The organism is Priestia sp. SB1 (assembly GCF_038898415.1).
The window spans coordinates 12,156-32,712 of sequence record NZ_JBBJSS010000001.1; the positions used below are offsets into that span (position 1 = coordinate 12,156).

A 20,557-nucleotide genomic window follows, 5' to 3' on the forward strand; every position below is an offset into this window, starting at 1 on the left:
ACTGAACAATTCAGCGGCTTCATTTGTTTAAAATACCTCTTGTATCGACAACTTTTTTTGCGTATTTTACAATCGACCAATCGATTTGACTGTGATCGGTTAACACAAGTACAACATCGCTTTTTTTAACTTCTTCTTTTGTCAGCGGGACAGAGAAATACGTTTGCTTATTTAATATAGCGGAGTCAATGTAAGGGTCATGATACGTCAGCTCATATCCTTTGGCTAAAAGACCTTCACATACCGTCAGCGCAGGCGATTCACGCATATCATTTACGTCTTTTTTATACGCGATGCCTACAACAAACACGCGTTTCTCATTTGCTGCGAGCTGCTTTTCAACACGTCTAATTACTTTATTTGGCATTTCTTCATTAATATGATGAGCAGCTTCAATAAGTTCGCTCGTTAACCCATTTTGCTTTAGTTTCCATAAAAAATAAAGCGGATCAACGGGTATGCAGTGCCCTCCAATTCCGGGTCCTGGATAATACGGTGTGAACCCAAACGGCTTAGTAGATGCCGCCTGTAATACCTCATGAAAATCAATCCCTAATTCCTCGCACAATTCATTTGTTTCATTCACCAACGAAATATTGACAAGGCGCTGAATGTTTTCAAACAGCTTGCACATTTCCGCTACTTTTGGAGAAGAAACAGGCACCACCTGTTGAAAAATACTTTCATAAAACGTCTGCACGTGATAAAGGCAGTCTTTGCTGTAGCCGCTAATTACTTTTGGAATATGCTCAATATCGTATGATTTGTTTGCCGGATCAACTCGTTCTGGAGAATAAGCTAGATAAAAATCTTTACCTGCCTGTAAGTTGGAATCTTTCAAAATAGGCAACACGACTTCTTCAAGCGTGCCTGGGTAAGTAGAGCTTTCATAAATAACGGTTTGCCCTTTTACCATCTGTTCTTTTAAGAATGCAGATGCGCTAATGACTGGTCCTAGATCGGGGTTATGATTTTCTGTAATAGGAGTTGGCACGGTCACAACTACATAATCGCATGCTTGAAATGCAGAGATACCTTTTTGTAACTCATATGCTTCAAAATTTTTCTCGCTTTGAATCACATCACTATGCACATCTGGAATATAGCTTTTCCCTTGTTTTAGCGCCTCAATTTTTCGTGCGTCAATATCAAGACCAACGACGCTATAGTTTTTCTTTGCAAATAAAAGAGCAAGCGGCAATCCAACATAGCCAAGACCAATAACAGCAACTTTTTTATTCATTCTTCAACACCTCAAACAAGATATCATGTCTTCGTATGTCCGGAAAAAACTCGCCTCTTTCACTTGTTTGGCTAATATAGTATGCAAGGGCCTCAACATAATCTCCTAGAATACGCTGCGTTGATGCCGCCAAACCTTTGACTTTCATGTGCTCCTTTCGAACCCGGTTCGTTCGCGCCACATCAACAAAATGAACGGGCTGAACCATAAAGCCGTACATAATACTTTTTAATTGAAATAAAGGCGGAATAATAAGAGATTCGTAGCCAACCTTCTCCATTACATTTCGTTTAATGGCATGGGGAATAGCCGTCGTTGTATTAATTGTTAAATCAGGACGTTTACAGATAAGGTTCAGAAAATATTTGGCAGTACTTACCGAGTGAATAGGATGCACTTCATCCAGCAGACACTCTAAATTATTAAGCGCTACATCAATGCCTTGGTCAGCTGCTTCTAAATACCGTCGTAAATCTTCCGCGGAAATCACAATGTCTCCATCTATGAACAAGCAAATCTCACCGCTGCTGTACATCGCACCGATTGCTCGAGGGACGTTATGCCCAAGCCGCTGCTTGTAATGAAGAACAGTAGCACCCGCTTCAATTGCTCGCTTAACCGTCACTTCATCGGCTCCGTTGGCAACCACGATGATTTCTTCCACTCCTGCTTTTTTCACTTCTTGGATCACGCTTGCAATCGTTTCTTTTTCTTCACCTACTGGAATAACGGCGCTGTACTTAACGCCTGTTTTCCGTTTCACATTCGGTGTATAAGCCGAAACAACTTCCCGGTTTCGATCGCCGTCTGTTAGTCCGCCTCTTATTCCTTTTTCTTCAATAAGATGAGCTAACGCTTTAATGTGATCTCCAATGATATAGTTAGTGGAAATAGGAAAAGGGGAATTGGTAGGAATGGTTTTATGAGTGTTTCGAATCTTGTTTGTATAAATAACGTCTGAAGAACACGGTGCAACAATTGACATTCCTTTTAAAAGAGCAATCGTATGAGCGAGGGGCGGATGAGCTAAATTCTCGTATCCGATTTTAGCTGCTGATGTTTTTTTGATGGCATGAGGAATAGCTGTTAAGGCTTGAACAGATAAATCTTCACGCTGTAAGCACAAGTTCAGCATATATTTGGCAACAGAAACAGGATGAGGACGCACCTTTCGTTTCATAATCCATGTAAGATTATTTAAAGCGATATCATGACCGGTTTCTATAGCTTGAGTATATTTCATCAGCTCCTCATGAGGAACCGCTATATCTCCGTCCAAAAAAAGCAAAATATCTCCTTTTGCTTTTTTAGCCCCAATGGCTCTTCCGATATTAATACCAAGAGCTTCTTCATAATAAACAACGCGGCATCCTGCATCCTCGGCTATTTCCTTTGTTGTATCACTGGATCCATTTACGACGACAATAATCTCAAACGGCTTCATTTTTTGAACTTCTTTAATGACAGGTAACAAAGAATCGGCCTCGTTACAGGCTGGAATAATCACTGATACTTTCAAACTCACTCAACTCCGCTAAAAATTCGAACATACGTAATGGATACTAGTGGAATGGTTACATCCGTTGGCTCACCATATGAGCTTGATGTACGTACAACAGCAGCTGCGTCCGTAACAGCAAGCAGTGTTCCATTAATAACGTCAATAGCTGTGATGATTTGCACAAATGAACCCACATTTTCTCTTAATGCATCTTGAAACATACTTTTCTCTCCTTTCGTTTAAGCACTTTGAATGGTGACGATGCTTGTAAATGGCAGTAATACCGTTGATGTGGAAGACTCTATCAATTCTAAATAGTTATCCCCAACAAACGTCACGACGCCCTCAAGCGGACCAGCCGTTGTTTCAATTACAACTTCTTGTCCGATATACTGCTTGGCAATTTCTTTAAAAGGTGATTCTTGAGCTTCTTTAATAATACTGATCACATACTCTTTAAACGTGTCGGAATAAACAACGTCTTCTACTGCTTTTTTTGTGTTTTCCTGAATAAATTCAGCAAATCGATTTGAAAACAACAGGTATTTTATCTTTTCTACATAGCGACGGTAACAACAAAAAAACATAAAGTTTGTTCCTCCTTTTTATACTGTTATCCCTTCAAATTACCTACAACAATTGACTTAACCTAAGAGATTACTTTATCAATATATACAAGCTCTGTCGTAAAGGTGACAGAACTTTTGTCGTATTTTCATACAAATACGCACATGACTAGCCCATTTTACACAGGATCCTTGTTACCTAGTCCTGTTGAAACGAAAACAAAAAAAGACAAAGCCTTTAAGCTTTGCCTTGTTTATTTATTAAATTATGAATCAGTTGACTGCAATACGCTTTGCTCCTATATAGCGCTCTTTCCAATAGCTTGAATTTTTATCGCTAATTGTAACGCCTTTAGAAGACGATGCGTTAATAAACTGTCCGTCTCCAAGATAAATGCCTGCATGAGAAGGACCTTCTTTGTACGTTTCAAAGAAAACAAGATCTCCTACCTGCGGTTCACTTACATTTTCACCTGCTTTATAGATATCTTCAACCGTTCTTGGAATATCAACGCCTACGCTTTCTTTATATACATACTGAAGATATCCGCTGCAGTCAAATCCCGAAGGTGTAGTGCCGCCCCATTTGTACGGGGTGCCCATTAAGGATTTTGCTTTGCTGATTACTTTATCCGTATTCACTTCTGATTCGCCTTCTACAACGCCGCCTTTACCTAATGCATTGTATGTATTCTCTCCAACAATTCCATCTGCTTCTAGGTTATGTTTCTCTTGAAAAGCCATAACCGCTTTTTTTGTTTCATAATTAAAATAACGCGATACTTCGCCTTTTAAAAATCCTTTATCTTTTAACACCGTTTTAACTTGTTCAACATCATCATTTGTCATCCCTTGTTTTAAAACCGTGTCGCCAAACGCAGCATGTCCCATTGCCGGACTTGCAAATAAAGCTCCTCCTACAAGAAGCGCCGATAGCATTTTTTTCATTTCGTTTCCTCCCCGAATCATGTTTTAAGCACCGTACAACCATAACATCTGCGGATAACAATTCAATTAATAGAAGATAACAATTTGATAACAATCTTTTTAAACAGCCTCAACTCTTAGACGTAAAACGCCGAAATATAAGAAGAAGAGAAAAACAACTATTCTAGCAAATAAAGGTGATAAACATGAATTGGTTTAAACGAAACAACGTGCACCCCGAAGCCGCGGCTGTCGAATCCATCACTGTAAAGCTTCATGTATCGGACCCGATGATAAAAAAGCAGATTAACATGATTTCCTTAACGGCAGAGGATCTCGAACGCATTGCCAGATTTCAAGTTCACGCGCTGAACGCCATCGAAGAAATCGTGAATGATTTTTATAAAGCTATTGGCGAACAGGCTCATTTGGTTGCGATTATCGAAAAGCACAGCAGCGTCCATGCATTAAAACAAACGTTAAAACAGCACATCTTAGAAATGTTTGATGGACAAATAGACGACGCTTTTGTGGTAAAACGTCAAAAAATTTCCAAGATGCACGTTAAAATTGGACTTGAGCCAAACTGGTATTTGTGCGCATTTCAAAATTTATTTACGTCGCTTCTTTCAGTATGTGAACGTACGATGGAATCAAAAGAAGAATGTCTAGCTTTTATCGCAAGTATGACAAAGCTTATTAGTCTAGAACAGCAAATTGTGTTAAAAGCCTATGAGCTTGAATATGACGAGCAGCGCGCTGGACTTCAGACTCAAAAAGAGAAAATTCAGCTAGAAATCTCTCGTACATCATCTATCCTTTCTTCGTTATCTGAAGAAACGAAGAAATTTATGAATCAAATGCACAATCAGTCTTCTGACGTCGTTTCTTATGCAAACAAAAGCTCCCAATTGGCAGAAGTCATTGAGAAAGAATCCGTTACGAGTCAAGCAAAATTAAAAGAAGAACAAAACATGCTTGGAAGCATACAAAAAAATACGTCGCTCATTCAAAACAAAATGAAAACGCTCGAACATACATCACAGCAAATCCATCAAATCGTTTCGATTGTTACTTCTATTGCGGAGCAAACGAATTTATTGGCATTAAACGCTTCGATTGAGTCTGCTCGAGCAGGTGAGCATGGAAAAGGATTTGCAGTGGTGGCACAGGAAGTACGGAAGCTTGCAGAAGAAACGAAGAAATCGATTTCTAATATTTCTACTTTTATCGGAGACATTCAAAAACAAATCGAAAGCGTTTCGGCGTTAGGTGGAGAAGTCGCTACATTAACAAAAGATACAGCTGACAATATGAACAACATTACTTCTTTTTTCACGAACGTCCTTAGCATAACAACCGAGAACAAACAGCAAACAGTTCTAACAAAAAAAGAGCTTGATAAAATCGCTGACGCAATGAAGCAGCTATCTCTGCGGATTGAGAAGATGGCCCATTCCTCAGAAGAACTTGAACGGTTAACTGAAAAAAGTTGATATGCAAAAAAGCCTTCTCAGCTTGCACAAGAAGGCTTTTTTATTTTTTCAAGCTAGCGGGCTCTTGAGAAGAACGTTCGATGAACTGGACAAAATCATCTCCGTATATGCTTCGAATCAGAGCCGTCAGCTCAACAAAGTCAGGCAGCTCTCCGTAAACATCTCGCAGCGGCATCGCTCCTTGAAACAAAGGATTTTCAAGAGGGTTATAATCCTCGATCGTTTTTAAAAACATCTTTTTTCCTTCTTCTGTGAGCTGCACGTATGTATTCCGCTTATCTTTCTCATTTTTAGAAAGGGTAAGATAGCCCCGCAGGTGCAATTTTTTTGCAAAGTTAAAAGCTGTGGATAAATGCATGACGCCTAGCTTTGAAATGTCGGTCATCGACGCAATTTCCAGCTGATAAGCAATCCCTAAAATGTGATGCTCATTAATGCTCAGATCGTACGGCTTAACCCACTGTTCCCAATCCTTTTCAGTAGACTTCCAAAGAGCTTTGCTTACTTGCATCACAAGCTGATTAAACAGCATGGCATCTTTAATCGTATCTTGATTTAACGTGCGTTTCACCTCTTCACTTCCTCTCTAGAAATGCAACCGTTCACATCATTTGTCCCTAAGACTTTATAAATAAAAAGAATGAAAATATATACAGAATATTATACATGATTGCTTATATATTTCAACTTATTTTGCATAAAAATAAATTTAAACGTTTCTTTATGTAAAAAACCAGACGTGAACGTTCAGTGTTCACGCCTGGTTTTTAATGAATATACCGTTTACCAACTAGAAGGTTTGAAATAACGTCCGTTGGAATTTCAAACTCAATGTTTCCCATATATCCTGGAGCGACTTTGTATTTATCAAATACAATTCTAAGCTTGTGATCTTTTGTAATGTAGAAGCTTTGATTTTCAGCAATCTCTTTAAAAGGATCCATATCTTCTTCAGTCAGCCAGTAGATTGTGCCTTCTTCATGCTTCATTTGATCTTTCATTTGCTGTTTAATATTTTCACTAATGACCTTTATATAGCTTTTATCTTTGAACAAACTTGGAAGCGTAACGAGCACTTCGTGTTTTTTATCAATCGTGTCGTACTGATTAACGCTCGACGTTGAAGCTCTCGATTCTTCCACATATCGATGAACCACAAGCAAATCATCGGTATCTGTCATAATATCATAGCCGCTGCTGACAGCCACGTTTCCTTTCTCTTCTTTTCGTAATGTTTTCATCTCTTTTTTAAACTGTTCATACAGCTGTTCATTTTCTTTTATATACTTTTCATTTAAGTTTGTTTGAAGACCTTTGTTTTCCAAGCCTGAAATCGATGGTGTTTTCACGTCAATACGAGAATGCTTTTCTTCTTGTTTTAGTTCCTCAAATGTAATTACTTCTACTACTTTTCCCAGTACAGGAATTTTTGCCATTGCATTTGCCGCATCTGGACTTACATTCACCGTTGTGATAAAAATCATCGCTGCTGCCGCAATCGAGCTCGGCCAAATATAGAATTTCTTTTTACGAGGGTGTGAAGAAAGTGCCTGTGCAACAACACCATCTAATTCGTCTGGAATAGGAATGTCATGATACTGCTTCTTTAACTTTTCTATTTTTTCATTCATTGTTCTAAGTCCTCCTCCGTCATCGTAATCCGCAACAGGTTCAACGCTCTGTATAGCCTTGTCTTTACTGTATTTACATTTTCCTCAATGATTTCCGCAATTTCGTCCATTTTTAAATCTTCGAAAAACCGCAGAATAATAATGGTCTTATATTTAACCGGCAGCTGATCCATTGCTTTCTTTAAATCAATATCTTCATACTGATCTTCACGTTCGCTGCTCAGATACTCAAGCTCTTCATCGCCCATAAGCGTTAAACGTTTATGCTTACGCAGGAAATCGATTGCCGTTCGTACAACAATTTTATAAAGCCAGCTTTTAATCGATTGAATATCTTTGATACTGTCTATTGAAATAAGTGCTTTTTTAATCGATTCTTGCACAATATCAAGCGCATCTTCTTGATTTTTCACATAGCTAAAGGCAAGCCGGTAAAAATCTGCTTTATGCTCGGTTATGCATGCTACGAGCATCTGATGTGCATCGTGTTTTTTCATTGTCTTTCATACCCCTTCTATTTTCTCTTGCTGAAGTACATCTATAAGGTAGACGGAATGAGTAGAAAAATAGTTTGGTTTTTTTTAAAAAAAGTAAAACTAAATGATGGTCTCATGCGTCTATTAGGTAGATATATACAAAAAGGGGAATATTACTACATGAAAACCATGGGCTACAAACGTATTTTGACACTGCTTGGATGCTGTATTTTGTTTCTTGGTACAGCAGGGTATATCGTCAAAGCAAACAGTACAGAGAAAAAAACGGCAAGTATTCAAACAGATCAAACCTATCCAGACATTGAAATTCAAACGCTAGTTAAGGACCTTACCGACGGAGGCTATGCCATTAGCTACCCTTCCTTTGGTAAAAAAGAAATTGATCAATCCATTCAAGCTTACGTAACAGATCAAGTGGCACACTATGAAAAAAAGCTGAAGAAGCAGTCAAAAAAGAAAAAATCTGAATTAACGATTACATATAAAATCGTCCATTACAGCAAGCAAACGCTAAGCATTGTCTTTGATGAATATGAATCTATAAATGGAGAGAAAGGAACGTCTTCTCTCAAAACCTTTACATTTGACCTGCCTGCTCAAAAACAAATGACGTTAAAAGATTTATTTAACGAGAATGCAAACTATTTAGATCGCCTTTCGGCTATTTCATATGCTGAATTAAAAAAACAAATGAAAAAAGCTGATTTTGACCCGGGCCTTCAAAAAGGAACTCAGGCAGCCAATCAAAATTTCAGTCAGTTTGCGCTGCTTGAAAACAGTATTGTGATCTACTTTAAGCCTTATCAGCTAGGTGCTGAACAAACGAAAACCAAAACAATCGCTATCCAAAAAGATTTATTTAAAGACATGCTGAGTGATGCTTACAAAGACGAAGCCGCAAATAAAAATAAAGTCAAAGAAACGCCTCCAAAACATATCGTTAACGAAATACCGCAGCAAGGAGCGCCTATTGATCCAACTAAAAAAGTCGTTGCGATGACCTTTGATGATGGACCTAACCCTGCATCTACCAATGTGATTTTAGATGGATTAAAAGAAGTGAACGGACACGCTACCTTTTTTGTGTTAGGAAGCCGCGTTCAATATTATCCTGAAACAATCCAACGTATGGTGAAGGAAGGCAACGAAGTCGGAAATCACTCTTGGGACCACCCTCAGCTCACACGTTTAAATGAAGCGCAGGTCAAACACCAAATAGGCGATACCCAAGCGCTTATTAAACAAGTGAGCGGCTATGAACCAATGCATGTACGTCCTCCTTATGGAGCTGTGAACGCAAATGTAAGACGTTATGTCGGAAATGTTGGCGTGACTCTATGGGATATCGATCCTGAAGACTGGAAATATCGAAACGTTCCTCACTCCGTTCAAGCAGTTATGAGCCAAGTCGGAGACGGAAAAGTTATTTTAATGCATGATATTTACCAAACAAGTGCCGAAGCAGCAGTTGAAATTATGAAGCAGCTTCACGCACAAGGATATCAGCTTGTTACGATTTCACAGCTAGAACAAGTAAAAAAAGAGCGGGAACAGCTGCACTTGCAGTAGAGGATCGCAGACGAATGCGCTGCAGCCATTAGGATGGCTGCAGCGCTTTTGTTTTTTTTATGCGATGTTTAATAAAGGCTATACAGAGCAGCGTAAGCGGAATCACTACGTGAAAAGGGATAAAAAGTAGCACCGGCATAATCGTTAAGCCTTCTTTTAAATGCTCTTGAAAATTACTTGCAATCGTCAGAGAAAAAAATAAAATCACCGTGCCAACAGGATATGTCAGCGCAGAAGGTCGTTTTACCTTAAACAGCGTGGAAAGCCCCACAATTACCGCGTAAAAAACGAATCGACGTGGCAATATCAAAGCGCGAATAATAATCTTCAGGAGACTGAAAAAACTGAATGAAGACAGCAGGTGCAATCAGCACGAATGGCGTTCCGTCTACAAAAATCGCAATACGCCCTTCTAAGAGATTTCCTGCAACGATATCGGGACGCTCCGTGTGATACATTGTAGGAAAAGTAGTGTACGTTTGGTCTTCAATAAGCTGCTCTACATAGCCTGATTCTAAAATGCTATCGATATTAATTTGGTTAAGACGCTGCTTTACTTCTTTTACGATTTTGTCATTGGCAATCCCATTAATGTACATCATTGAAACGTCTGTCTGCGTTACTTTCCCAATCTTCATCGTTTCTACCCATAAGTCAGGCGATTTGATAATTCGCCTGACCATGGGCATGTTTTTAGCAATCGATTCCGTGAACCCTTCCTTAGAACCCCGAACGACAAGCTGTGTAGTCGGTTCTTGAATTGAACGCCACTCCCCGCCCTTCGTACCTGCACTCATCGCATGGTTGTTTCCATCTATCAAGATAAGCGTGTCTCCTGACATCAAGGCGGGAAATACTTCACTCCACGTATGTAAAATCGCAACGTCTCCAATTCCTACTACATCTTCTTTTAATAACGTAAAGGCGTTTTGAGGTGTTATTGGTTCAGAAAACACGTCATCTTTCATCATGGTGTCTACTAAAAGCTCTTGGATAGACTGATTGTCTACAATTCCGTCTATATAGATAACAGCCGCTTGAATGGCTGCCCTTTCCCCAATTTTTATATAGCGGATCACCATATCCGAGCTGTTCCCCGTTCGCTTTTTTATGTTAGCTATATTACCTTCAAGCGACTGCATCAGCAGTTCTTGTTCCTCTGGTAGCAAACCTTCTGTTTCCTTTTTATTGTCTTTGCTTTTTTTATTTTTAAATAAAGAAGGCACGATTAAAAACACCTTTCTTTTCTTTTTTTTAGCTTTTTCCAAATAAATGCTTTGTATGCAATTTTTAATAGAGCAATCAAAGCGTAAGACCAAAAAAATAACAAAAACTATCAGTAGAATGTTTTTGAGAAAAAAATAAAAACGGAGAGTGAGACATATGAAAATCGTTTGGATATCAGCTTTGCTGTTAGGATGCTTAATGGGATTTTCTATCGGCGTGGATATGATGCAAGGATTTAGTTTTTCCATGGCCTTGCAAAATGCCTACAGTCCGTTTCGTGTTATGGAGTTTGCTGAATTATTTGTCCTTTTTTTCCTTTTGTTCTGTTTTGTAGTTGAAGTATTTTACCGCTCATTTAAAGTAAAAAAAGCAAAACAGCAGCAAAAATAAAACTCCGTAAAAAACACATATTTCTCCTTTTTACCACCTATTCTCCTTTCCATTTAAATGTTATAATTTTCATAATTGGAGAAACTTTTACACGCCTTTCTTCATGGAAAGCTGTACGCTTAAACTACAAAATAAATATTAACTTTGAACTAAAAGGTGAAGAAATGATGAAAAAAAAATTAGCCGTTATTAGTACAGCTTGCTTACTTATTCTTGCAAGTGACCCCATCTCTTCTTATGCTACTCCTGATTCCCCGGATTCCTCTTCCGATGTTGTGGACCAGTCAACGGACGTGGATACAACTGAAGATGTAAAAGCTATTTTTGACTCTCTCTATCAAGAAGGCTATTCGCTCGGAGAAGAAGATGGATACGCACAGAAAAAATTCGAGCAGTTCGATCAAACAACAGGACTGGACAAATCTTCTGAAGAATTCACGTGGTTTATGATGGGGTATACGGTAGGATATAAAAAAGGACAGCAGCAAAAAGAGGAAGAGCTCAAGACTGAACAAGAAAATGAAATGGCTGCCGGCGAAGAGGAAGGCTATCAGCAAGGCGTCCTTGATTACAAACATGCTACTATTCAATCAGAAATCGACCCCTTCCCTTCTAAGTCATCCGACTGGAATAAAGGTTATGTTCAAGGCTACAAAAAAGCTATTTCTTTAATGGACCTATCTGTTAAAGCAAAAAAAGAAGGCTTTGAACAAGGTCTTGAAAATGATTCGATGAGTGTTCCCAGCATGTATGATGATGAGGATGTCACACGTCAGGCTTTTACAGAAGGCTTTGAAACCGCTCAAGCCGAAGTACTGAATCAGCAAAAAAAGCAGTTTAAAAAGCAAGGCTACGTACAAGGCTATCACGACCTTCCACTCGAAGTACCTGCAGAAGCAGAGGGCGAATTGCAAACAGCCTTTGAACAAGGATATGAAAAAGGACAGAAACAAAAACAAAAAGACGTAAAAGCAGATGGATACGACTCAGCTTTCACTTATCAGACCTATAGAGCGCCTAAAAGTCTTCAAGACAAGCCTCAACTAGAAAAATGGTACAAAGCAGGTTTTTATTCGAATAAAGATGTGAAATCTTTACAGCAAAAAGCTTATAAAGACGGCTGGAAACTAGGAAAAGAAATGAGCGTTCCGAAAAAACACAAGCAAAATAAAGCTGCGGTGGCGATGTACAAGAAATATTTTGAACAAGGCCAAAAAAAGCAGGATAAAACAGTGAGTCATATCCTGCTCGGCAGCGGTATCGTTCTTACACTGCTTGCCCTTATTACGCTATGGAGACTTCGCCGCCGTAAAAATGAAGAGACAACACTAGATAGCTAAAGACAAGTACATAAAAAACCCGGAAAATCATGATTTTCCGGGTTTTTATGTTAAATAATCATTCGTTTATTTTCCGCAAGCTGAACTTCTTGCTCCTGTTTTGACTGATTTTGTTTTCGAATTTTCAAATAATAATAAACATAACAGCCTATAAAGAAGATACCTCCGCAGTATAACGCCATTCGCTGCTCAGGATCAAACGCAAGACTGATCATAACAATACAGTTCGTAATAAGCGCTACGATAGGCAGAACCGGATAAAGAGGTGTTCTAAATTTCAGATCTTCTACTTTTCCACCTTTAGCCACGTAAGCACGACGGAACGCAAGCAGTGAAGCTGTAATCGCAATCCAGCCAATTTGAGCGCCAAGTCCAGCGAGTGAAATCAGCCATACGAAAACGGTTTTAGCTGCCACTACGCTTGAAAGCAGCGAAAAACATGAAATCACAAGCGTAATTAATAGTGCATTAAACGGTACACCTCTTTTGTTGACTTTTCCAAGCGCAGGACTTGCCATTCCTTCTCTTGAAAGAGAATAAAGCATACGTGTAGCCGCGTAAAACCCAGAGTTTGCGACTGAAAGAAGAGCTGTTAAAATGATAAAGTTCATAATATCCGCCGCGTAAGGTACACCTACACTATCTAACACAACAACAAACGGGCTTTCTACAACGCCTGCTTTTTCACGAGGAATCATGCTTGCTAAGACAAACACGGATAAGACGAAAAAGAAAAGCGTACGCCAAACCGTTTGTTTGATCGCTTTTGGAATTGTTTTTTCCGGATTTTCACTTTCTCCCGCCGCAATTCCAATCAATTCTGTTCCTTGAAATGAAAAGTTCACCGTAATCATTGTAATCAGTAAAGCCGTTACACCGTTTGGAAACAGCCCTTCGGCAAAGAAGTTTGATAGAAGCGGTGCTTCCTGTCCGCTTTTCATATCAATAAGTCCAAACATTGCCGCTCCACCTACCACAATGAACATAATGATGGCGAAAATTTTAACGCTTGAAAACCAAAATTCTGTTTCACCAAATGCTTTGGCTGAAAGTGCATTTAGTGAAAAAATTAACGCTCCAAAAATGGCGCACCATAACCAAACGGGCGAGTCTGGGAACCATCTTTGCATTAATTGTCCGGCAGCTAAAAACTCAAGTGCCACCGTTACTGCCCATCCTAGCCAGTACAGCCATCCAATCGCAAAACCGGTTGCAGGGCCGATAAATTTAGTGGAGTACGTTTGAAACAATCCTGCAACTGGCATAGCAACGGATAATTCTCCAAGACACAGCATCGTTAGATACATAATGATCCCTCCTACTAAGTAGGAAATCATTGCTCCCATCGGACCTGCTTCATTGATGGTATAACCTGAACCAAGAAAAAAACCGGTACCAATACATCCCCCTAGTGATATCATAAAAAGATGCCTTGTTTTCATCGTTCTTTTTAATTCTCCTGGCTGTCCCTGTGGAATATTCATCCCATTTCCTCCCTTTGCTGCATAAAAATGAAATCGCTTTCATTTTTTTAGGTTTATTTTGTTTTTATAGCCGCTTATTACGCAGCTCTTCCTGACTGAAGTCAATTGATGCCGGATGATTTTCAAATGGCGCCACCCCCGTAGCGAGGATGGCAGCCGCTTAGTCCTGTATGACCGTTTCTTGGTCATAACAGATTTTCTCCACACGATACCTGTAAGTAGCTTTTTCTTATAAAAGCTTATCACCAAACAATGAACTCATTAACGCAACCGCTACTTCTGCAGTTTTGTTATGCTGATCTAAAATAGGGTTCACTTCTACAAATTCAGCGGATGTGACCATGTCTGCTTCCGCTAACATTTCCATTGCTAAATGACTTTCTCGGTAGCTGATGCCGCCTTTTACAGGTGTACCTACGCCTGGTGCATCATCTGGATCTAAGCCGTCTAAGTCCAGCGACAGGTGCACACCGTCTGTACCGCTTAAATAATCAATCGTTTCTTTCATCACTTGCGTCATACCTAAACGATCAATTTCATGCATGGTATACACTTTAATTCCTTTTTCTTTAATTAACTCTTTTTCACCATCATCCAACGAGCGTGCACCGATAATAACTAGATTTTCAGGTTTAATTTTTGGTGTATACCCTCCAATATTTAAAAGTACAGGATGTCCTATACCCAGGCTCACCGCTAACGGCATGCCGTGAATGTTGCCCGATGGAGATGTTTCAGCGGTGTTTAAATCACCATGAGCATCATACCAAATAACGCCTAAATTTTCTGAACCTTTCGCGACTCCTGCAAGCGTTCCAATTGCAATACTGTGATCTCCGCCTAATATTAACGGAAAGCGGTCTTGCTCTTTCACTTCTTCAACTCTTGCAGCAAGCTGTTCATTTCCGCTGGCTACAGCCGCTAAGTTTTTCAAATTCGTATTTTTATCCACGTCTGCCCGTTCTTTAATCTCTACTTTAATATCGCCTTCATCATGTACGGTATAGCCAAGAGCTTCTAAGCGTGTATTCATGCCCGCATAGCGGATTGCGCTCGGCCCCATGTCTACGCCCCTTCTTGTTTGCCCGTAATCCATTGGTACACCGATAATTGAAATTTCTTTTTTCATTTTCTATACCTCCGTTGCATGTTAGTCTGTGTGAAGTAAACATAGGCGTTTATTTAACTATGTATTTTTTCATTGATACAGCCCCTCATCTATTTCTTATGCAAAAATGATGCCAACTTTATTTGTAGCATTCTATCAGTCTTTTTATCACAGTTTTTCTTACACATGCCAAAAAAACTGTCGATTTCTACAACTTTTTGGCAAACTACGCAAATTTTTTTGTCGTTTGGTTTAAAATCGCCAATTTTATTTGCTTTCTTAAAAAGGAGTGAGCCAATATATAAATGAAACCTGCGTTTACCATCGCAATAAAAAAATCCGAACGCTTTAGATTCTCTATCAAGAATCAAACGCGTTCGGAATCTCCCTTCAACTAAGCTACTTTTATCCCATTTAATTTGTAATAACGTCTCCGTCTTCATCATCGCCGGTATCGTTTTCACCAGGATCTTTTTCTAATGAGACTACTTTCTTTTCTTCATCCCATTTCACTTTGTAGCCAAGTGATTTGGCTACTTTGATAACCGATAAATAGGAGTGGTGATTTGGCTTATACAGCTTTAAATCACTCGAATCAATGACGCCTAATCCTAGCAGCAAGCGGTCGGACTGAACGTAAGGCTTTCCATCAATCAGTTTTACTTGCTTATCAGTAAATGGATACACGGCACGGTTGACTTCGACCGTAAACTCTCCTTTTTTCTCTTCTTTAATTGGTTTTGGCTGTTTGGATACATATTTAATTGCGTCTACTCCTAATACCGTGCCTTGGCGCGTATTATCAGCACCTCCGTACATTTTCCCCGTTTCATAGTCATAGATAACCGCTTGGACATTTCCAATATGCTCTGGCTTTTCTTCAAACGCATGTCCTTTAGCCATCATTTCAAGGAGTGTATCTTGGCTAAAGCCAGGTTCCCATCTTACGGTTGGATAGCCGCTTGAATAAATACGAGGCGTTAAAATCGCTTTTTGAATTGGCATCTTATGGTCAATAACATTCATAATCGTTTCTGCTACAGACGCAATAATGGTTGGGCCTCCCGGTGAACCAATTGCCATGAACGGCTTTCCGTCTTTTAACAGCATCGTTGGAGACATGCTGCTTCGAGGACGTTTTTTAGGCTCAACCTGGTTCACGCCTCCCGGAGTGGCATCAAAATCCGTCATTTCATTGTTGAGCATAAATCCGTAGTCAGGAACCATAATTCCTGAACCAAAAACTTGTTCAATGGTAGTCGTGTAAGAAACCATGTTTCCCCATTTGTCTACAACAGAGAAATGAGTCGTTTGGCCGATTGGATTTTCTTCCGTTACCGTTGCTTTATTTGGATTTTCTTTTCCTTCATATTTCCAAGGGTCTCCTTCTTTAACATTAGGCGTTGCTTTATTTGGATTAATTAATTTACGACGTTCTTTAATATAATCTTCATCTAACAGGCCTTTTTTCGGCACTTCGTAAAAGTCTTCATCTGCCATATACGCCGCGCGGTCTGCAAAAGCTAAGTGCATCGCTTCCGTTAAATGCTGCAAATACTGTGGCGTATTGGAACCCATTTTTTCTACATCATAACCTTCCATTAGCTTTAAAATTTGCTGCACGGTTAATCCGCCGGAGCTAGGAGGAGCCGCACTAACCACATCGTAGCCTCGGTAAGTTGTTTTGACCGGCTCGCGTTCTTTTACAACATAATTTTTTAAATCATCCATGGTCATGCTTCCACCGCGTTTTTGAACTTCTTTAACAAGTGCTTTTCCAATTTCTCCTTTATAAAGAGCGTCTGACCCTTCTTTTTGAATAAGCTTTAATGTTTTCGCAAGATCAGGCTGAACAAGCTTATCTCCTTCTTTTAACGGCTTGCCATTCGGTACAAATACATTACCGGCCGTTTGGTATCTTTCAAGCTTGTCCGCATTTTCATCGATATACTGAGCCATCGACCAATTCACTTTAATTCCTTGTTCCGCTTGAGTAATAGCAGGTTTAATAACATCTGATAAGTCCATTGTTCCATAATCTTCAAGGGCTGTTTCTACTCCTTTTAACGTGCCCGGAACTCCAACTGCTTTTCCTGTTATGTGACGCTTACTGAAAGGAATGACTTTTCCTTTTGAATCTAAAAACAGCTTAGGCGTGACATCAGCCGGTGCCATTTCACGGCTGTCTAGCATCGTAATTTTATCTTTCTTTTTTTCATAAATCATCATAAAACCGCCGCCGCCGATACCAGACATCATCGGTTCCACAACGTTTAGAGATAGTTGAATGGCCGCTGCCGCATCTACAGCGTTTCCGCCTTCAGCTAACACTTTCCTCCCCGCTTCAGCAGCCAGCGGGTGAGATGCCGCTACAATTCCTTGTGTAGCACCCCGTTTCATTGAATGGTCGACACCCGGAACTTCAGCAGCAGCTGGTGTGACAACTAAACATAAACTAAATAACGTAATAGCCAACATCTTCATAACCTTCATCTGGGTCTCCTCCTTCAAATGCATTATTTCACATCGCCTGAGACGATGGATTTCACGAAGAATAAATTGGTTTATTATGATATTTTTTACATATGCGTATAAATAAAAAGCAAAGTAAATCATACCTTTGCTTTTTTAGTTAATCGCATGTTTAACTTTTCTCTCTATTCATTTACAATTATCTATATTTTCTAACAATTTATCCATAGGCTGATAGTTTCTTACTATTTTTGGAACTATGTAGACTGAACGCTCTAATAATGTAGAAAATCTAGCAGTTAAGAAGTCGTTCGACTTACATGCACTTCTTAAATTTTTTATAAATATTCTTATTGTTATATAAAAAGCAATCCTTTATGAAAATCAGCATACGTTTTCTGAAAATCAAAAATAAAACAGGACTTTAGATTCATCGTCCTGTTTGGAGCATGTTTTCGACTTTTTTAATGTCCGCGTGCGTAGGATTGATTTCCCGAGCATAGGCGATTTGTTCTTTCGCTTTTTCCATTTCTTTTAATTGAATATAGGTTTTGGCGAGTTCGAGCGGCAGCATAATCCCTTCAAAACCAAGATCTTGCGCCTTCTGCAAATAAAACAGCGATTTTTCGTAATTCCCTCCAAACATAAGCGGAGTTTCCCGATATTTTATTCCTCGAACGAAGTGCGCCAAGCTTGAAGATGGATTTAATGTTAATGCCTGATGAAGAGCCCGGTCCATTTCTAAGTTCAATACCATTTTTTCAAAGATAATTGATTCTTCGATTTGCTTTGCTAAACAAACGGCTAAGTAACAGTACAAATCAGATGCTTGAGGTTTTTTCTTCATTTCTTGTTGAATTTCGCGCTTGATCTCTTTCCACTTTCCCTCTTCTAGCTGATTCATGACGTATTGTGCATGTATTCCCACCTGTTTGCCCTCCTTTTCCTCTTTATCATAAAGGATTTCTGCGCAAATGAAAAAAGTAAGTGTTCTTCATTCTTCACAAAAAACGTTACCATTAAAAAATAGGCAAATTTCTCAATCACTTAACCCAATTAGTACATAGGATATAGAGACTTTTATTAAAGGAGGTTACACATATGGGCGCAAAAGGCGGTTTTGGTTTTTCATTTATCGTTGTTTTATTTATCCTATTAGTAATCGTAGGGTGTTCTTGCTACTACTAATTTCTAGAGAGGATGAACATCATTCATCCTCTCCTATTTCAAAAAAAACCATGCTTTCGCATGGCTACATACCGATTAGATGAATGAGTAGAGGAACTCATTGTTCGGCAATATTGAAGAAATTTTTGGTTTTTACTTCCGCCTAGTATGCCCTTTTTGACGGGGGCTATGCGCAAATAAAGTTAACGTTTAAAAGCGAAAGCCAGACGCACCTACAATAACAAGTAAAACAAATAACACAACGATTAACGCAAAATTTTGTTTTCCCACGTACCATCCCTCACTTCCTGTTATCTGCTTTTAGTGTATGCAACAGCTTGGCAAAATGTTTAGGACAGGGGTGCGGATTTTTCCAATGAGAAAAACCTTCAAATTTCGCCAAAAAAAGTGAATCATATTTTTGTTTCTTTCGTTATATATAGTAAGAGATTTTTTTACTATAAAAAAGGAGGGGCTTTAATGCGCCGACATTCCAAATTGCCCATTGTTCTTGTTTTTGCCTTCTTTTTATTCATCGCAACTGTTTTGTGCGTAACCTCTTATATGTCTTGAACGTATAAATAATATAAAAAAATCGCCTCATCGAAGGCGATTTTTCTATCCTAGCATTATATCTTCGTTTGGATAGCGAACGGCTTCACGCTTTTGCTTAGATAATGAAAACGCAAGCGTTAATGGCCCCACTTTTCCTAAAAACATGATAAAGATAATAATCACGCGTCCAAAGTACGAAAGTTCAGGAGTCGCTCCCATCGATAAACCTACTGTTCCAAACGCAGAAACAACTTCAAACATAATTTTTACAAACGGCAGGTTTTCCGAAATATTTAACAGGAAGATGGCCCCAAACACAAACATAATTGAAATCATCGTAATGGCTAGTGCCTTAAACACATGAAGAGGAAGAAGTCGTCTCTTTAGCAGCACAATATCTTCCCTGCTTCGTAAAAATGCCCATACAGAAAAGACAATCACCACAAACGTCGTGAGTTTGATACCCCCTCCTGTTGACGCACTCCCTGCACCAATGAACATCAATAAAACCATTAAAAACACCGTTGCGTCATGCAAATGAGCTAAATCAATCGTATTAAAGCCAGCGGTTCTTGTTGTTACCGCTTGAAAATAAGAAGCCCATACTTTGTCTCCTAATGATAAATTTCCGAGCGTATGCGAATTGCCGTACTCTAAGAAAAAAATAAAAAGCATGGCAATCACGTTAATGGCGAACGTGCTGATAATCATAATTTTTGAATGCAGCGTTAGTTTTTTATACGATTTTTTCACCCACATATCAGCAAGGACGGTAAACCCTAACCCACCAATAATAAAGAGAAAAGAAATCGTGATGTTAATAATAGGATCTCCTACATACTGAACTAAGTTATCAGACAGTAGTCCGAACCCTGCGTTATTAAAAGCCGAAATCGAATGAAACAAGCTAAAGAACAGCCCCTTAGACCATCCGAATTCCGGAACCCAGCGTATCGCTAAAAAGATCAGTGCAACAAACTCAATTAAAAATGAAAAGATGAACAATCTTTTAACTAGCAGCACAACTCCACCGACGCTCGTCTGATTTAATGCCTGCTGAACGAGCATACGCTCTTTAAATCCAATTTTTTTACCTAGCATCATGAAAATCAGCACGGCAAATGACATAATGCCAAGACCGCCTATTTGAATTAACAGCATAATAATCGTTTGACCGATGACGGTAAAACGCGTACCTGTATCTACGACGGCTAAGCCGGTCACTGTCATAGCGGAAGTAGATGTAAAAAGGGCGTCTACCCACCGGATTGGCTCAGTAGTAGAAAAAGGCATCATCAATAGAAGAGCACCAATAATAATTCCTCCGCCAAAAATGGAAACAAGAAGCTGCGGAGGAGTTAGTTTAATGATTTGTTTTTTCATG

General features: G+C 39.2%; 22 protein-coding genes. 5 read left to right on the forward strand and 17 right to left on the reverse strand.

Translation table 11 applies throughout. The features are described 5' to 3' along the window. Positions 1-19: 19 nt before the first annotated feature. The 5 genes from WKH56_RS00065 to WKH56_RS00085 all read right to left on the reverse strand — a co-directional run bounded on the left by WKH56_RS00065 (position 20) and on the right by WKH56_RS00085 (position 4,258). Positions 20-1,243, reverse strand: a complete 1,224-nt coding sequence (locus tag WKH56_RS00065; RefSeq protein ID WP_168761199.1) for a nucleotide sugar dehydrogenase — start codon at positions 1,241-1,243, stop codon at positions 20-22. Continuing rightward, complete coding sequence (locus tag WKH56_RS00070; RefSeq protein WP_342834706.1) at positions 1,236-2,762, reverse strand: glycosyltransferase family 2 protein; 1,527 nt, start codon at positions 2,760-2,762, stop codon at positions 1,236-1,238. The genes WKH56_RS00065 and WKH56_RS00070 overlap by 8 nt, the downstream gene beginning before the upstream one ends. A gap of 2 nt (positions 2,763-2,764) precedes the next feature. After that, a complete protein-coding gene (locus tag WKH56_RS00075) occupies positions 2,765-2,965 on the reverse strand; it encodes a hypothetical protein (protein ID WP_033579930.1) in 201 nt (66 codons plus the stop codon). An 18-nt stretch (positions 2,966-2,983) separates the two neighbouring features. Continuing rightward, complete coding sequence (locus tag WKH56_RS00080; protein ID WP_048019958.1) at positions 2,984-3,331, reverse strand: hypothetical protein; 348 nt, start codon at positions 3,329-3,331, stop codon at positions 2,984-2,986. 252 nt (positions 3,332-3,583) lie between these two features. Next, positions 3,584-4,258, reverse strand: a complete 675-nt coding sequence (locus WKH56_RS00085; protein WP_033579928.1) for a C40 family peptidase — start codon at positions 4,256-4,258, stop codon at positions 3,584-3,586. Positions 4,259-4,443: 185 nt separating this feature from the next. Between WKH56_RS00085 and WKH56_RS00090 the strand changes: the two genes are divergently transcribed. Beyond that, complete coding sequence (locus WKH56_RS00090; protein WP_168761200.1) at positions 4,444-5,733, forward strand: globin-coupled sensor protein; 1,290 nt, start codon at positions 4,444-4,446, stop codon at positions 5,731-5,733. 40 nt (positions 5,734-5,773) lie between these two features. Here the strand turns inward: WKH56_RS00090 and WKH56_RS00095 are convergent, their stop codons facing one another. From WKH56_RS00095 to WKH56_RS00105, 3 genes are all read right to left on the reverse strand, one after another. Further along, the gene (locus WKH56_RS00095; RefSeq protein ID WP_028415001.1) at positions 5,774-6,304 is read right to left on the reverse strand and encodes an HTH-type transcriptional regulator Hpr; all 531 of its coding nucleotides are present in this window, start codon (positions 6,302-6,304) and stop codon (positions 5,774-5,776) included. Between the two features lie 196 nt (positions 6,305-6,500). Continuing rightward, positions 6,501-7,364: an anti-sigma-V factor RsiV gene (rsiV, locus tag WKH56_RS00100; protein WP_310884056.1), complete on the reverse strand. Its 864-nt coding sequence runs from the start codon at positions 7,362-7,364 to the stop codon at positions 6,501-6,503. Further along, entirely contained in the window at positions 7,361-7,861 is a 501-nt protein-coding gene (locus tag WKH56_RS00105; protein ID WP_221832125.1) for an RNA polymerase sigma factor, read from the reverse strand. Before WKH56_RS00105 ends, rsiV begins: the two co-directional genes overlap by 4 nt. A gap of 159 nt (positions 7,862-8,020) precedes the next feature. Between WKH56_RS00105 and WKH56_RS00110 the strand changes: the two genes are divergently transcribed. Then, complete coding sequence (locus WKH56_RS00110; RefSeq protein WP_310884057.1) at positions 8,021-9,430, forward strand: polysaccharide deacetylase family protein; 1,410 nt, start codon at positions 8,021-8,023, stop codon at positions 9,428-9,430. Positions 9,431-9,458: 28 nt separating this feature from the next. On the opposite strand, the gene WKH56_RS00115 is transcribed toward WKH56_RS00110, so the two are convergent. Together WKH56_RS00115 and WKH56_RS00120 are read right to left on the reverse strand one after the other, a co-directional pair. Further along, positions 9,459-9,638 (reverse strand): hypothetical protein, encoded by a 180-nt coding sequence (locus WKH56_RS00115; RefSeq protein ID WP_342834707.1) that lies wholly within the window; start codon positions 9,636-9,638, stop codon positions 9,459-9,461. Positions 9,639-9,678: 40 nt separating this feature from the next. Then, positions 9,679-10,656: a spore germination protein gene (locus tag WKH56_RS00120; protein ID WP_338130784.1), complete on the reverse strand. Its 978-nt coding sequence runs from the start codon at positions 10,654-10,656 to the stop codon at positions 9,679-9,681. A 157-nt stretch (positions 10,657-10,813) separates the two neighbouring features. Between WKH56_RS00120 and WKH56_RS00125 the strand changes: the two genes are divergently transcribed. Next, on the forward strand, positions 10,814-11,047 hold the full coding sequence (locus tag WKH56_RS00125; RefSeq protein ID WP_028415008.1) for a YczF family membrane protein: 234 nt from the start codon (positions 10,814-10,816) through the stop codon (positions 11,045-11,047). 167 nt (positions 11,048-11,214) lie between these two features. Then, positions 11,215-12,387: a hypothetical protein gene (locus tag WKH56_RS00130; protein WP_342834708.1), complete on the forward strand. Its 1,173-nt coding sequence runs from the start codon at positions 11,215-11,217 to the stop codon at positions 12,385-12,387. A gap of 50 nt (positions 12,388-12,437) precedes the next feature. Here the strand turns inward: WKH56_RS00130 and WKH56_RS00135 are convergent, their stop codons facing one another. From WKH56_RS00135 to WKH56_RS00155, 5 genes are all read right to left on the reverse strand, one after another. Then, complete coding sequence (locus WKH56_RS00135) at positions 12,438-13,871, reverse strand: amino acid permease (RefSeq protein WP_342834709.1); 1,434 nt, start codon at positions 13,869-13,871, stop codon at positions 12,438-12,440. Positions 13,872-14,100: 229 nt separating this feature from the next. Next, the gene (rocF, locus tag WKH56_RS00140; protein ID WP_034270538.1) at positions 14,101-15,000 is read right to left on the reverse strand and encodes an arginase; all 900 of its coding nucleotides are present in this window, start codon (positions 14,998-15,000) and stop codon (positions 14,101-14,103) included. 89 nt (positions 15,001-15,089) lie between these two features. After that, positions 15,090-15,422, reverse strand: a complete 333-nt coding sequence (locus WKH56_RS00145) for a hypothetical protein (RefSeq protein ID WP_342834710.1) — start codon at positions 15,420-15,422, stop codon at positions 15,090-15,092. Then, positions 15,394-17,472 carry a gamma-glutamyltransferase gene (ggt, locus tag WKH56_RS00150; RefSeq protein ID WP_048019954.1) on the reverse strand — a complete coding sequence of 693 codons (2,079 nt, stop codon included), beginning with the start codon at positions 17,470-17,472 and terminating at the stop codon, positions 15,394-15,396. Before ggt ends, WKH56_RS00145 begins: the two co-directional genes overlap by 29 nt. A gap of 409 nt (positions 17,473-17,881) precedes the next feature. After that, positions 17,882-18,379, reverse strand: coding sequence for a tetratricopeptide repeat protein (locus tag WKH56_RS00155; RefSeq protein WP_028415012.1), 498 nt, complete (start codon positions 18,377-18,379; stop codon positions 17,882-17,884). 173 nt (positions 18,380-18,552) lie between these two features. Between WKH56_RS00155 and WKH56_RS00160 the strand changes: the two genes are divergently transcribed. Further along, a complete protein-coding gene (locus WKH56_RS00160; protein WP_016765201.1) occupies positions 18,553-18,639 on the forward strand; it encodes a YjcZ family sporulation protein in 87 nt (28 codons plus the stop codon). 189 nt (positions 18,640-18,828) lie between these two features. On the opposite strand, the gene WKH56_RS00165 is transcribed toward WKH56_RS00160, so the two are convergent. Together WKH56_RS00165 and WKH56_RS00170 are read right to left on the reverse strand one after the other, a co-directional pair. After that, on the reverse strand, positions 18,829-18,909 hold the full coding sequence (locus WKH56_RS00165; RefSeq protein WP_016765202.1) for a YjcZ family sporulation protein: 81 nt from the start codon (positions 18,907-18,909) through the stop codon (positions 18,829-18,831). A 327-nt stretch (positions 18,910-19,236) separates the two neighbouring features. Beyond that, positions 19,237-20,556 carry a TrkH family potassium uptake protein gene (locus WKH56_RS00170; RefSeq protein WP_063248317.1) on the reverse strand — a complete coding sequence of 440 codons (1,320 nt, stop codon included), beginning with the start codon at positions 20,554-20,556 and terminating at the stop codon, positions 19,237-19,239. Position 20,557: the final 1 nt, after the last annotated feature.

What these genes read in the sequence shown, in the direction of transcription:
- WKH56_RS00075 (WP_033579930.1), bottom strand. Translation starts at nt 2,965, where the DNA reads ATGTTTCAAGATGCATTAAGAGAAAATGTGGGTTCATTTGTGCAAATC.
- WKH56_RS00125 (WP_028415008.1), top strand. Translation starts at nt 10,814, where the DNA reads ATGAAAATCGTTTGGATATCAGCTTTGCTGTTAGGATGCTTAATGGGA.
- WKH56_RS00145 (WP_342834710.1), bottom strand. Translation starts at nt 15,422, where the DNA reads ATGAAGACGGAGACGTTATTACAAATTAAATGGGATAAAAGTAGCTTA.
- WKH56_RS00065 (WP_168761199.1), bottom strand. Translation starts at nt 1,243, where the DNA reads ATGAATAAAAAAGTTGCTGTTATTGGTCTTGGCTATGTTGGATTGCCG.
- WKH56_RS00170 (WP_063248317.1), bottom strand. Translation starts at nt 20,556, where the DNA reads ATGAAAAAACAAATCATTAAACTAACTCCTCCGCAGCTTCTTGTTTCC.
- rsiV (WP_310884056.1), bottom strand. Translation starts at nt 7,364, where the DNA reads ATGAATGAAAAAATAGAAAAGTTAAAGAAGCAGTATCATGACATTCCT.
- WKH56_RS00080 (WP_048019958.1), bottom strand. Translation starts at nt 3,331, where the DNA reads ATGTTTTTTTGTTGTTACCGTCGCTATGTAGAAAAGATAAAATACCTG.
- WKH56_RS00085 (WP_033579928.1), bottom strand. Translation starts at nt 4,258, where the DNA reads ATGAAAAAAATGCTATCGGCGCTTCTTGTAGGAGGAGCTTTATTTGCA.
- rocF (WP_034270538.1), bottom strand. Translation starts at nt 15,000, where the DNA reads ATGAAAAAAGAAATTTCAATTATCGGTGTACCAATGGATTACGGGCAA.
- WKH56_RS00090 (WP_168761200.1), top strand. Translation starts at nt 4,444, where the DNA reads ATGAATTGGTTTAAACGAAACAACGTGCACCCCGAAGCCGCGGCTGTC.
- WKH56_RS00135 (WP_342834709.1), bottom strand. Translation starts at nt 13,871, where the DNA reads ATGAATATTCCACAGGGACAGCCAGGAGAATTAAAAAGAACGATGAAA.
- ggt (WP_048019954.1), bottom strand. Translation starts at nt 17,472, where the DNA reads ATGAAGGTTATGAAGATGTTGGCTATTACGTTATTTAGTTTATGTTTA.
- WKH56_RS00110 (WP_310884057.1), top strand. Translation starts at nt 8,021, where the DNA reads ATGAAAACCATGGGCTACAAACGTATTTTGACACTGCTTGGATGCTGT.
- WKH56_RS00160 (WP_016765201.1), top strand. Translation starts at nt 18,553, where the DNA reads ATGGGCGCAAAAGGCGGTTTTGGTTTTTCATTTATCGTTGTTTTATTT.
- WKH56_RS00105 (WP_221832125.1), bottom strand. Translation starts at nt 7,861, where the DNA reads ATGAAAAAACACGATGCACATCAGATGCTCGTAGCATGCATAACCGAG.
- WKH56_RS00130 (WP_342834708.1), top strand. Translation starts at nt 11,215, where the DNA reads ATGAAAAAAAAATTAGCCGTTATTAGTACAGCTTGCTTACTTATTCTT.